The sequence below is a fragment of the Shinella sp. M27 genome (assembly GCF_049199905.1).
Classification (GTDB): Bacteria; Pseudomonadota; Alphaproteobacteria; order Rhizobiales; family Rhizobiaceae; genus Shinella.
Genome location: NZ_JBLZPK010000014.1, coordinates 298,884 through 311,191 on the forward strand (window position 1 = coordinate 298,884; position 12,308 = coordinate 311,191).

At 64.3% G+C, this 12,308-nt stretch carries 11 protein-coding genes; 5 read left to right on the forward strand and 6 right to left on the reverse strand.

Annotation, left to right across the window (positions count from 1 at the left end):
- Nucleotides 1–7: 7 nt before the first annotated feature.
- The 4 genes from ppx to ACOZK4_RS06775 all read right to left on the reverse strand — a co-directional run bounded on the left by ppx (nt 8) and on the right by ACOZK4_RS06775 (nt 5,676).
- Nucleotides 8–1,528, reverse strand: a complete 1,521-nt coding sequence (gene ppx / locus ACOZK4_RS06760; RefSeq protein WP_313522400.1) for an exopolyphosphatase — start codon at nt 1,526–1,528, stop codon at nt 8–10.
- 9 nt (nt 1,529–1,537) lie between these two features.
- Nucleotides 1,538–3,664: an RNA degradosome polyphosphate kinase gene (locus ACOZK4_RS06765; protein ID WP_313522444.1), complete on the reverse strand. Its 2,127-nt coding sequence runs from the start codon at nt 3,662–3,664 to the stop codon at nt 1,538–1,540.
- Nucleotides 3,665–3,845: 181 nt separating this feature from the next.
- Nucleotides 3,846–4,532: a DnaA regulatory inactivator HdaA gene (hdaA, locus tag ACOZK4_RS06770; RefSeq protein ID WP_313522399.1), complete on the reverse strand. Its 687-nt coding sequence runs from the start codon at nt 4,530–4,532 to the stop codon at nt 3,846–3,848.
- Between the two features lie 22 nt (nt 4,533–4,554).
- Nucleotides 4,555–5,676: an AI-2E family transporter gene (locus ACOZK4_RS06775; protein WP_421591195.1), complete on the reverse strand. Its 1,122-nt coding sequence runs from the start codon at nt 5,674–5,676 to the stop codon at nt 4,555–4,557.
- A 204-nt stretch (nt 5,677–5,880) separates the two neighbouring features.
- On the opposite strand from ACOZK4_RS06775, the gene purM reads away from it, so the two are divergent.
- Together purM and purN are read left to right on the forward strand one after the other, a co-directional pair.
- Complete coding sequence (gene purM, locus ACOZK4_RS06780; protein WP_421591197.1) at nt 5,881–6,954, forward strand: phosphoribosylformylglycinamidine cyclo-ligase; 1,074 nt, start codon at nt 5,881–5,883, stop codon at nt 6,952–6,954.
- Nucleotides 6,951–7,580, forward strand: coding sequence for a phosphoribosylglycinamide formyltransferase (purN, locus tag ACOZK4_RS06785; protein ID WP_421591198.1), 630 nt, complete (start codon nt 6,951–6,953; stop codon nt 7,578–7,580). Before purM ends, purN begins: the two co-directional genes overlap by 4 nt.
- A 4-nt stretch (nt 7,581–7,584) precedes the next feature.
- Here purN and ACOZK4_RS06790 read toward each other — a convergent pair whose 3' ends face one another.
- The gene (locus tag ACOZK4_RS06790) at nt 7,585–8,187 is read right to left on the reverse strand and encodes an NUDIX domain-containing protein (protein WP_421591199.1); all 603 of its coding nucleotides are present in this window, start codon (nt 8,185–8,187) and stop codon (nt 7,585–7,587) included.
- Between the two features lie 19 nt (nt 8,188–8,206).
- Nucleotides 8,207–10,324 (reverse strand): molybdopterin-containing oxidoreductase family protein, encoded by a 2,118-nt coding sequence (locus ACOZK4_RS06795; protein ID WP_421591200.1) that lies wholly within the window; start codon nt 10,322–10,324, stop codon nt 8,207–8,209.
- Nucleotides 10,325–10,425: 101 nt separating this feature from the next.
- Between ACOZK4_RS06795 and ACOZK4_RS06800 the strand changes: the two genes are divergently transcribed.
- The 3 genes from ACOZK4_RS06800 to ACOZK4_RS06810 form a co-directional block, all read left to right on the forward strand.
- Entirely contained in the window at nt 10,426–11,289 is an 864-nt protein-coding gene (locus ACOZK4_RS06800; RefSeq protein WP_421591201.1) for a 23S rRNA (adenine(2030)-N(6))-methyltransferase RlmJ, read from the forward strand.
- Nucleotides 11,290–11,337: 48 nt separating this feature from the next.
- Nucleotides 11,338–12,057, forward strand: a complete 720-nt coding sequence (locus ACOZK4_RS06805) for a ribonuclease T2 family protein (RefSeq protein WP_421591203.1) — start codon at nt 11,338–11,340, stop codon at nt 12,055–12,057.
- 13 nt (nt 12,058–12,070) lie between these two features.
- A partial coding sequence (locus tag ACOZK4_RS06810; protein WP_421591204.1) for a glutathione S-transferase N-terminal domain-containing protein occupies nt 12,071–12,308 on the forward strand: 238 nt, incomplete at its 3' end.

Below are 12,308 nucleotides of genomic sequence, written 5' to 3' on the forward strand. Positions count from 1 at the left end.
GAAAACCCTACAGGAACTTGAAGGCAAGCCGCTTGCCGGTGAGCTTGGCAAGCTGCTGCAGGCGGCCATCAAGGCGTTCGCCGGCGAGTTCGGAGAATTCCGACGGGACGACCAATTCGAGATCGACATTCGGATCGTCCGCCTTGCGGAAGGCCAGATGCGGCACGACGCCCGGCATGGAGGCCGAGAACAGATAGACGATGCGCAGCAGGCCGCCGACGAGCTTGGCGAGCTCGCGCAGGCGCGGCGTCGCGATGCCGGCGAGCGAGCTGCTGACGGCGTCGTCGTTCAGGCCTTCGAAGCGGTAATAGTTGGCGAGCGCGATGAAGGCGCGGCCGGGATGGGTGATGCCGATGAACGTGCCGTGCGCGATGAGGTTCAGCGCCTGCAGGCCGCGATAATCCGGATGCGCGCGCCAGCTGATATCGGCGAGCAGGCAGGCGGCTTCGCGGTAGCGATGCTCTTCGTCAGTCTCGGTGATGCCGAAGAGCGGCATCATGCGGCCGGTCCAGGCGGCCAGTTCGCGGGCGTGCTCGGGCGAGCGGGCGCGCAGGATGGCAAGCTCGCTGGCCGCAGCCAGCAACGGATCGCGCGCCTTTTCCCGGTCGGCGAGCAGCGAATAGAGATAGCCCTCACGCACGCCCTGGGCGGAAAAGAAGACCCGCGAGGGCTTCATGATGGCGATCGTCTCCTGCATGGCGACGGCGCCGAACGGCAGGAGGTTGCGGCGGCTCTTGGAAATCGCGCTATAGGCAGAATCTTTCTGGTCCTTGGCGGTGACGATATCCGTCAGGAAATCCATGGCATCGGAGAAGCCGAGTTCGTAGCCCTGGATCATATGCAGCGGATAGTTCTGCATTTCCATATGCAGCGCGCCGATGGCGCGCCAGGTGCCGCCGACGGCATAGAAGGCGCGGCCCGCACCCTTCTTCAAGAGATCGGCATTGCGCAGATATTTGCGCGCGACGATGCGGGCCTGTGCGGCCGAGCCGCCTGATGCTTCCGACAGACGGATGCCGCCAAGCGGCAGAGTGATGCCCTTGCCGACCTGCACGCCGGCAATATCGACCAGTTCCAGCGAGCCGCCGCCGAGGTCGCCGACGATGCCGTCGGTATCGGCAAAGCCGCTGACGATGCCGAGCGCGGAGAAATAGGCCTCCTCCTCGCCGGTCAGCACGCGCACCTTCTGGCCGAGGATCATTTCCGCCCGGTGGATGAAATCGGGGCCGTTTTCCGCCTCGCGCGCCGCGGCGGTCGCCAGCGCATACATGGTGGAGGTCCGCGCCTGCCAGGAGAGAGCCTTGAAACGATGCAGCGCGGCCAGCGCGCGGTCGACGCTTGCCTCGTCCATGCGACCGGTCTTGGCGAGCCCCTTGCCGAGGCCGCACATGACCTTCTCGTTGAACAGGATGGCGGGGGAACGGCTCATGCCCTCGTAGATCACGAGGCGTATAGAGTTGGAACCGATATCCACGACCGACACCGGGGCAATTCCAGGCAACCGCCCCTGCGCTTCAGACTCGACCATGCATATCCGTTATTTCTTCCGGCGGCCTTGCCAGCCCGCGATCGCCTTCGGTGCGGAGGACTTCAGGGCTTCACCCCGGCCCGACAGGCTGGGATTGGTCATGAAGTAGTGCTGAGCGTTGAACGGCTCGGCACCGGGCTGCACTTCCATGCGCCGGGACGTTCCGTCCGCCAGAATCTCGTAGCTCTGCTGGTTATCGATGAGATTACCCAACATGATCTGCGAGAGAACCTGCTCATGCACAGTCCGGTTGATCAGAGGCACGAGTGTCTCGACCCGCCGGTCCAGGTTTCGCGGCATCATGTCCGCCGAGCCTATATAGACCAGCGCCTTGTCGGAGGGAAGCCCGTGGCCATTGCCGAAGCAGAAGATGCGGGAATGTTCGAGGAAGCGGCCGACGATGGATTTGACGCGGATATTGTCCGAAAGGCCGGGCACCTGCGGGCGCAGGCAGCAGATACCGCGCACCACGAGATCGACGGCCACGCCGGCCTGGCTGGCGCGGTAGAGCGCGTCGATCGTCTCGGGATCCACAAGCGAATTCATCTTCATCCAGATCGCCGCCGGTGCGCCGTTCTTCGCATGCGCGATCTCCTCGTCGATGTGACGCAGGATGCGCGGGCGCAGCGTATAGGGCGAGAAGGCGAGCTTCATGCCGGCCTCGGGTTCGCCGTAGCCGGTGATGAAGTTGAAGATGTTCGCCATGTCGCTGGCGATCGTCGGGTTGCAGGTGAAGAAGGACAGGTCGGTGTAGATCTTCGCCGTGACCGGATGGTAGTTGCCGGTGCCGAGGTGGCAATAGGTGCGCAGCTTGCCCTCTTCCCGGCGCACGACCATCGACATCTTGGCGTGGGTCTTCAGTTCGATGAAGCCGAAGACGACCTGCACGCCGGCGCGTTCAAGGTCGCGCGCCCAGCGGATATTGGCCTCTTCGTCGAAGCGGGCCTTGAGCTCGACCAGCGCCGTCACCGACTTGCCGGCCTCGGCCGCGTCGATCAGCGCACGCACGATCGGGCTGTCATTGGAGGTGCGGTAGAGCGTCTGCTTTATCGCCAGAACGTCAGGATCGCGCGCAGCCTGGAGAAGGAACTGGACCACCACGTCGAAGCTCTCGTAGGGGTGGTGGACGACCATGTCCTTCTCGCGGATGGCGGCGAAGCAGTCACCGGCGTGCTCGCGGACGCGTTCGGGAAATCGGGCATTGTAGGGCTCGAACCGGAGATCGTTGCGCGGCGCCTTGGTGATTTCCGACAGCGTGTTGAGGGCGAGCAGGCCCGGCAGGACGGCGACGCGGTTGTCCGGCACGCCGAGCTCGCCGACCACGAAGCGGCGCAGCGATTCCGGCATTTCGGAATCGGTCTCGATGCGGATCACCGAACCGCGGCGGCGGCGCTTGAGCGCCGTCTCGAAGAAGCGCACGAGGTCTTCGGCCTCTTCCTCCACTTCGATATCGCTGTCGCGGATAATGCGGAAGGTGCCCGAGCCGCGCACGATATAGCCGGGGAAGAGTTTTCCGATGAAGAGCCCGACGGCATCCTCAAGCGTGATGTAACGGATCGCGCCCTTGGCATCCGGCAGGCGGACGAAGCGGTCGAGCGCGACGGGTAGACGCAGCAGCGCGGTCATCGGCTCCTTGCCCATCGTGCTGTCGAGCTGGAGACCGATCGAAAAACCGAGGTTGGGGATGAAGGGGAACGGATGCGCCGGATCGATGGAGAGCGGCGTCAGCACCGGGAAGATAGACTGGGTGAATTCCTGCTGCAGCCAGACCTTGTCCTCGCTCGAAAGCGCCGTCGGGCGGACGATCAGGATGTCTTCCTTGGCGAGATACTGCTGGAGCACGGCAAGCGAGGCCTGCTGCTCCATCTGGAGATTGTCGATTTCCTTCAGGATATCGTCGAGCTGTTCGGCCGAGGTCTTGCCGTCGGGGCTGCGGATCGCGATGCCCTGACGCACCTGACCTTCGAGGCCGGCGACGCGCACCATGAAGAACTCGTCGAGATTGGCGGCCGAAATCGACAGGAAGCGCACGCGTTCCAGCAGCGGATGGGCGGTGTTGAGGGTCTCTTCGAGGACGCGGCGGTTGAATTGCAGCCAGGAGAATTCGCGGTTGATGAAGCGCTCAGGGCTCGCCATCAGGGCTTCGACGTCGATGCCCGATGCTTCCGGCTTCACGCCCTCGTCCGGATTTTCGGAAGAAAGGTCCGGGTTCGCCGTATCCATGAGAAGTCCGCCCATTCTGCCGTCACATCGGACGGAAACGATTTCTACTTTTTTACGAAGCGCTTAACCCAGTTTGACGACAGAACTGTGACAGTCAATCCTCGCCGCCGATCATCTCGCCCAGAACCTCCTGCGCCAGCGTGCGCGTGATACGGCTGCCGCGGGCGAGCGCCAGACGGTCGAGCCGCTCGACCAGCGTCTGCGCCGCTTCCAGCGAGCGCTCCATGCGCGCCACCATGTAGGCGACAAGCCTGTCCTCGACGAAAAGCTGGCGGTCGGCGAAGAGCTTGACAATGACCTGGGACAGCAATTCGTCGTCGGGTTCGCCGATCTCGACCACCGTCGCGGCCTTGAGGCGCGAGCGCAGGTCCGGCAGATCGACTGGCCAGGACATCGGCCAGAGCCGGCTCGTGATGAGCAGCGTGTGGCCGTGCTGGCGCACATTGTTGATGATGTGGAAGAGCGTGCGGTCGTCGAAGCCGGTGCGGTCGGCATCCTCGATCAGCACGGGGCCGTGTTCGGCCGCTTCCTCCGCGCCCGTACCGGCCTTCGCCTCGATCAAGACAGCGCCGGCCTTTTCGCGCCAGATCGCGGCGAGGTGTGACTTTCCCGAGCCGACGGGGCCGGCGATGATGACGACGGGTGCGGGCCAGTGCGGCCAGGCGTCGATCATCGCGACCGCGGCATCGACGGGCTCGGCGATCAGCAGGTCGTCGCGGCCCGTTGCCGGGTCGTGTCCGAAGGCGAGCGGCAGCTGCTCGGCTTTAATGCGCGAAGTCATGGCTTTACTCGAATACTCTGTCTCATTCGCCGTCCGGCGTGCTCTCTTCCAAGAGAACGGGCTTGCTCGCGCCGTAATAGAGATCGCTGTCAAGGTAGCGCGACAGGCCGAAGCGGACAAGCACGCCGACGGCGGCGGCGGCCGGCACGGCGATCATCAGGCCGACGAAGCCGAACAGTGCGCCGAAGGCGACGAGCGCAAACATCAGCCAGACCGGATGCAGCCCGACGCGCGAGCCGACCAGCTTCGGCTGCAAAATATTGCCCTCGATGAACTGGCCGGAGAAGAAGATGGCGGCGATCAGCACGACCATCCAGTAATCCGGCCAGAACTGCACGATGGCGACACCGATGGCGAGCACCAGTCCGACCAGCGAGCCGACATAGGGAACGAAGCTGATCAGGCCGGCAAAAAGGCCGATCAGCAGGCCGAAGTTGAGGCCGGCGAAGGAAAGCCCGATACCGTAATACAGGCCGAGGATGATGCAGATGGAGCCCTGCCCGCGCACGAAGCCGGAAATCGCCGCATCCATCTCGGCGGCGATCTGGCGGACATTGCCGACATAATCGCGCGGCACCCAGCTATCGACCTTGGCGATCATGCGGTCCCAGTCGAGCAGCAGGTAGAAGGCGACGACGGGCGTGACGACGAGCAGCGAGACGATGTTGACCAGCGCCATGCCGGAATTCCACAGCTGCTTGAAGACAGTACCGAGGAAGCCCGCCCCTTCGGCGAGAATGGAGGAGAAGCTCTGCTTGATCGTGCCCATCTGGCTGCTGATCCATTTCGGCAGCAGGTTGGGATTGAAATTGGCCACCAGCTCCTGAAGCTGCGTGACGTAGCCGGGCAGCTTCTGCAGGAAATCGGCGGCCTGCGTGGCGAGCAACGGGATGACGATCATCAGCGACAGCGCAAAGAGGATGACGAAGGCGACGAGGATGACCACCGTCGCCATCATGCGGCTGAGCCCGATGCGCTCCAGCCGGTCGGCGACGGGATCGAGGAAATAGGCGAGCGCCATGCCGGCAATGAACGGCAGCAGGATATCGCTGAAGACGAGCAGGAAAAGCACGAAGAAGACGAAGGCGATGAGCCAGAAGATCACCTGCCGCTTCAATCCCGCGCCGCTGATATGGGCTGCCATCGTGCTCTTCCTCGTGTTTTCCATCGTCGCCGCTATGGGATGGAGATAGGATGCGCGGCGGATTGCGGTCAAGGCTCGGCGGGCGAATGCGCCACCGTCACGGGTAAATCGGTGAAAAAAGCCCTGATTTCCCGGCATTCGTCTTGCACTTGCCGCCCCAGCGTGCCAATCGGGCGCGCAGAGCCTGAAGTCGGAGACGAGAGCATGAGCCAGTCGGAAAAGAACGGTCTGACCTATAGCGATGCGGGCGTCGATATCGACGCGGGCAACCTGATGGTCGAGAAGATCAAGCCGGCCGTGCGCTCGACGCGCCGCCCCGGCGCGGATGGCGAGATCGGCGGCTTCGGCGGCCTGTTCGATCTGAAGGCCGCCGGCTTCAAGGATCCGGTTCTCGTCGCGGCAAACGACGGCGTCGGCACCAAGCTGAAGATCGCCATCGATGCGGATCGCCACGACACCGTCGGCATCGACCTCGTCGCCATGTGCGTCAACGACCTCGTGGTGCAGGGTGCAGAGCCCCTCTTCTTCCTCGACTATTTCGCCACCGGCAAGCTCGACCCGGATCAGGGCGCGGCCATCGTGCAGGGCATTGCCGAAGGCTGCCGCCAGGCCGGCTGCGCGCTGATCGGCGGCGAGACCGCCGAAATGCCCGGCATGTATTCGCATGGCGATTATGACCTCGCGGGCTTCGCCGTGGGTGCCGCCGAGCGTGGCCAGCTTCTCCCGGCTGGCGACATCGCCGAAGGCGACGTCATTCTCGGCCTCGCCTCCTCCGGCGTGCATTCCAACGGCTATTCGCTGGTGCGCAAGATCGTCACGCTCTCGGGCCTCGCCTGGGATGCGCCGGCGCCGTTCGAAGCCGGCAAGACGCTGGGCGAAGCCCTGCTGACGCCGACGAAGATCTATGTGAAGCAGCTTCTGAAGGCGATCCGCGAGACCGGCTCCATCAAGGCGCTGGCGCACATCACCGGCGGCGGTTTCCCGGAAAACATTCCGCGCGTGCTGCCCAAGCACCTCGCCGCCGAGATCGATCTCGATGCCGTCAAGGCGCCGGCCGTGTTCTCCTGGCTTGCCAGGACCGGCGGCGTGGAAGCCAAGGAAATGCTACGCACCTTCAATTGCGGCGTCGGCATGATCGCCGTCGTGCCGGCCGACAAGGCCGACGCGGTCGCTGCCGTGCTGACCGGCGAAGGCGAGAGCGTCTTCCGCCTCGGCCGCATGGTCGCGCGCGAAGAGGGCGCCGCCGGCACGATCTACAAGGGCACGCTCGCCCTATGACGAGCCCGGCCCGCAAGCGCGTCGTCGCCTTCATCTCCGGCGGCGGCTCCAACATGCTGGCTCTGGCGAAGGCCGCCGAGGCACCGGATTTTCCGGCCGAAATCGTCGCCGTTTTCTCCGACAAGGCCGATGCCGGCGGGCTTGCCAAGGCCGAGGCGCTGGGCATCCCGACGCGTGCCTTCCTGCGCAAGGATTTTGCAAGTAAGGACGCGCATGAGGCGGCGATCCTTGCGGCACTTGCGGATTACCATCCGGACCTTTTGTGCCTGGCGGGCTATATGCGCCTCCTCAGCGCGGATTTCATCCGCCCCTATGAGGGCCGCATCCTCAACATCCACCCTTCCCTGCTGCCGCTCTTCCCCGGCCTGCACACGCACCAGCGCGCCATCGACGCCGGCATGCGCGTCTCCGGCTGCACGGTGCATCTGGTCAATGCCGGCATGGATGAAGGTCCGATCCTGGCGCAGGCCGTCGTGCCGATCCTCGAGGGCGATACCTCGGACAGCCTTGCGGCGCGGGTTCTGGTGCAGGAACACGCGCTCTATCGCCGTGTTCTCGCCGGTTTCGCCGCCGGCACGCTGCCGGGCGGCACCGATCCGGCGCAGACCGTGCTTTCGCTCGGCTGAGATTCTATGCCGGAGCGAATGTGCTGCGGTTCAGCATCAGCCATTGCAGCAACATGATGGTCTTGGAATCGACGATGCCGCCCGAAGCGATGAGGCCATAGGCTTCGTCGATCGGCATTTCGATCACCTCGATGTCCTCCCCCTCGCCTTCCACGCCGCCGCCCTTGCCGTCGCGCTTGCTCGCGTCGATATGGGCGGCGAAGCAGCTGACGCGCTCGGTGAGCGTGCCGGGGCTGGAATACATGTCGAAGAGGTGGCGCACGTCGCGCACCGCGTAGCCGGTTTCCTCCATCGCCTCGCGGGTGACGGCTTCTTCCGGGCTGTCATCGTCGAGCAGGCCGGCCGGCGTTTCGAGCAGGAAGCCGTCCTTGTGGCCGCCGAGGAACGCGCCGGGGCGGAACTGGCGCACGAAGATCACCGACTGCCTGACAGGATCGACCAGAAGGACGGTCGCGGCCGCGCCATGGTCATGCACCTCGCGGTCGAGATGTTCGACGCGACCATCCATGCGGGTCTGTTCGAGCACGAGCGTCTGCAAATGGATGAAACGCTTCCAGACCGTCTGCTGGTCGACGATGCGGATGGCGGACGAAGCGGGAGCCGTCATGAAAAATCCTTGCTGGACATCAGGCCGTCTTGCGCAGCCAGACGCGATTGTCGTGGAAGGCCGCGCCGCCATAGGGCGCGACGGGGTCGGCACCGGTCAGCACGTTGATGCCCTCGCCGTCGAGATGGGCGGAGTTCGGCCAGATACCCTCTGCGATCAGCACGCCGGGCTTCACGACGTCGCTCACCTTGGCATGCAGGCGGATATCGCCCCTGACATTGCCAAGCTGCACGACATCGCCATCGGCAATTCCCTGCACCGCGGCGTCCTCGGGATGGATCATCACCTCCGGCTGGCCCTCACGCTCACGCGAGCTTTTCGTCTCGGTGAAGGAGGAATTGAGGAAGGTGCGCGCCGGCGAGGTGCCAAGCCGGAACGGATGCGCCTCATCCGCCTCCTCGATGACCGTCACGTAATCCGGGAACGCCGGCAGATCCTCATGCGGGCCGAAGGCGCCGAGCACTTTCGGCGGCTTGTTGGGGGCCGGCGTGTTCGTCCAGTCGGGGCGGAAGCGGAATTTTCCGTCGGGGAAACCAAAGCCCTTGCCGAAATGCGCGGCGTCGAAATCCGGCTGGCAATCGATCCACTTCTCTTCCTTCAGGCCGTCGAAATCCATCTCGTAGTAGGGCAGCATATTCGTGATGTGCTCCTGCTCCGACAGGCCGAAGCCGGGCATATCGGCAACCCCCAAGCGCTTGGCCAGTTCCTCGATGACGAAGAGATTGGTGCGCACCGTCGCCGGCGGCTCGACGAGTTTCGGGCCGAGGATGATGTGCTGGTGGCCGCCGCCGCGATAGATATCGTCGTGCTCGACGAACATGGTGGCGGGCAGCACGATATCGGCGAGTTTCGCCGTGTCGGTCATGAACTGCTCGTGCACCGCCACGAAGAGGTCGTCGCGCAGAAAGCCCTGCTTCACGAGGCGCTGTTCGGGCGCGACGTTCACCGGATTGGTGTTCTGGATCAGCATGGCGGTGACGGGACCACGGTCCCGCAGGGCGACGGCATCGCCCGTCAGGATGCGGCCGACCTGCGACTGGTCGAGCATGCGGATGTCGGGATCGACGAATTTCGAGCCCATCAACTCCGCCTTGCGCAGGTGGAAGATCGCGGAATTGCTGTGGAACGCGCCGCCGCCCTCATATTGCCAGGAGCCGAGCACGGTGGCGATGGAGAGCGCCGCATGCATGGAGACCGCACCGTTGCGGCTGCGGGTGAAGCCGTAGCCGAGGCGGAAGAAGCTCTTCTTCGTCTGCCCCACGAGGGCGGCGAAGGCTTCGATTTCGGCGACGGTGAGACCAGTGATCGCGGCGGCCCATTCCGGCGTGCGGGTGGCCAGATGCGCTTCAAGGCCGGCGGGATCGTCGGCGAATTTTGCCATATAGGCGCGGTCGGCGTAGCCGTCACGGAAGGCGACGTGCATGACGGCGCAGGCGAGCGCGGCATCGGTGCCAGGGCGCAGCTTCAGCGCGATATCCGCCTGCTTCATCGTCGGGTTGTCGTAGATATCGATGACGACGATCCTGGCGCCGCGTTCCTTGCGCGCCTTGACCGCGTGGGTCATCACGTTGACCTGCGTGGAGACCGCATTGGTGCCCCAGATGACGACGCAATCGGACTTCGCCATTTCGCGCGGATCAGGACCACGCAAGGTGCCGGCGCCCATGACGAAGCCGGTCCACGCCGGATTGGTGCAGATACTATCGAAGAAGCCGGAATAGCGCTTGGCGTGGCGCAGGCGTTCGATGGAATCGCGCTGCACGAGGCCCATCGTGCCGGCATAGTAGTAGGGCCAGACGGCCTCCACGCCATGGGCCTGCTCGGCCTTGACGAAGTTTTCGGCAATCGCGTCGAGGGCTGCTTCCCAGGAAATGTCAGCCCATTCGCCGCTGCCCTTGGCGCCCTTGCGCACCAGCGGCTTCATCAGGCGGTCGGGGTGATAGAGCCGCTCGGCATAGCGCGCGACTTTGGCGCAGATGACGCCGGCCGTGTAGCTGTTGTCAGCGCTGCCCTTGACGCGCCCCATGCGGCCATCCGCGCCGATCTCGACATCGAGCGCGCAGGTGGAGGGACAGTCGTGCGGACAGGCCGAATGGCCGATGCGCGGTTTTCCGAGATGGGGGGTCGCAACGTTCATGGCTTTTCTATATTGCAGAGCGCTAGCTGCCAAAAGGCAAATCATTCTACCATCGCAACAATTCATCGTCGCATCAGAGCGTTTGATCGCGCGGGGTCCGCATGAACTATCGTCACATCTACCACGCCGGCAATTTCGCCGACGTCCTGAAGCACGCCGTGCTTGCCCGCCTCGTCGTCTATATGCAGGCGAAGGACAAGGCGTTCCGCGTGCTCGATACGCATGCCGGGATCGGGCTCTACGACCTCTCCAGCGAGGAGGCGCAGAAGACGGGCGAATGGCTCGACGGTATCGGGCGATTGCTCGCCGAGGACCTGCCGCCAGCGGTGGCCACCGTTCTTGAACCTTATCTCAAGGTCGTCAATGAACTGAATCCGGAAGGCGGGCTAACCTATTATCCCGGCTCGCCAAAACTGGCGCGCATGCTCTTCCGCCCGCAGGACCGGCTCTCGGCGATGGAGCTGCATCCCGACGACTACGAGACGCTGCACCGCCTGTTCGACAACGACTTCCAGAGCCGCATCACCCATCTCGACGGCTGGCTGTCGCTCGGCGCGCATCTGCCGCCGAAGGAGAAGCGCGGCATTGTGCTGGTCGATCCGCCCTTCGAGATCGAGGGCGAATACGAGCGGCTGGTGGACGGGCTGGAGAAGGCCGTGCGTCGCTTCCCTGGCGGCGTCTATTGTCTGTGGTATCCGATCAAGAAGAACGCGCCCATCACCGAATTCCACAAGGCGCTGAAGGAGACCGGGATCCCGAAAATGCTTTGTGCGGAACTCACGGTGAAAAGCGACCGCGGTTTAGCGACGGGGCTCACCGGCTCCGGCCTCATCGTCGTCAACCCGCCCTATACGCTGAAGCAGGAACTCGACGTGCTCTTGCCCTTCCTCAAGGAACGTCTGGCGCAGGACCGCTTCGCTTCGGCGCGGTCGTTCTGGCTGACAGGCGAGACGAAGGCCTCTTGACCTTTGCCGTTCGGCGGCAACAATCGCGCGCCGAACCGGGAGACCTCCATGACGCCTTTGCTTCGCGCCCGATCCGCCCTGCTGGCCCTCGCCGGCCTGCTGGCGCTTGCCGGCTGCGGCGAGGAAAAACCGGCCGAAAAGCCGCGCAAGGAGGAAAGCCGCAAGGTCCCGCAGACGCAGGCGAAAATCCCTCTCGGCAAGGGGTTCGATTTCTACGTCCTCTCGCTTTCGTGGTCGCCCAGCTGGTGCGCGGAAAACGATGCCGGCGGCAAGACGCAGCAGTGCCGCAGGGGCAACGACTACGGCTTCATCGTGCACGGCCTTTGGCCGCAGAACGAGCGCGGCTATCCGGAATTCTGCCGGACACGCGAATCCGATCGCGTGCCCGACAGCCTCGGCCGCACCGTGCTCGACATCATTCCGTCCATGGGTCTCATCGGCCACCAGTGGCGCAAACACGGCAGCTGTTCCGGCCTCAGCCAGCGGGATTACTTTTCGGTGGTCCGCGCCGCCCGGGAGCGCATCCACATCCCCAAGGGCCTAGAGCCGCAACGCGACGGCGTTCGTTCGTCGCCCGATGCAATTGAGCAGGCCCTCATTGCCGCCAATCCCGGCCTCGACCGCAAGGGCATCGCCGTCACCTGCGCAGGCGGGCAGCTGGAGGAGATTCGCATCTGCATGACGCCGGATCTCTCCTTCCGCCCCTGTCCCGAGGTCGACCGCGCCGCCTGCCGCGCCAAGTCAATCGTACAGCCATCCATCCGCTAACCAGGACCCGCCCATGAAGATCTTCTATTCCACCACCTCACCCTATTCCACCAAGGTGCGCATGGCCGCGCATTATGCCGGCCTACCCGCCGAATCGGTTGCCACCGACACCAATGCGGACCCAGCGGAACTGCTTGCCGCCAATCCGCTCGGCAAGATTCCCGCGCTCATGACAGACGATGGCCTTGCCGTCTATGACAGCCGGGTGATCATGAACTACATCGACCGCCAGACCCGCGGTGCGCTCTACC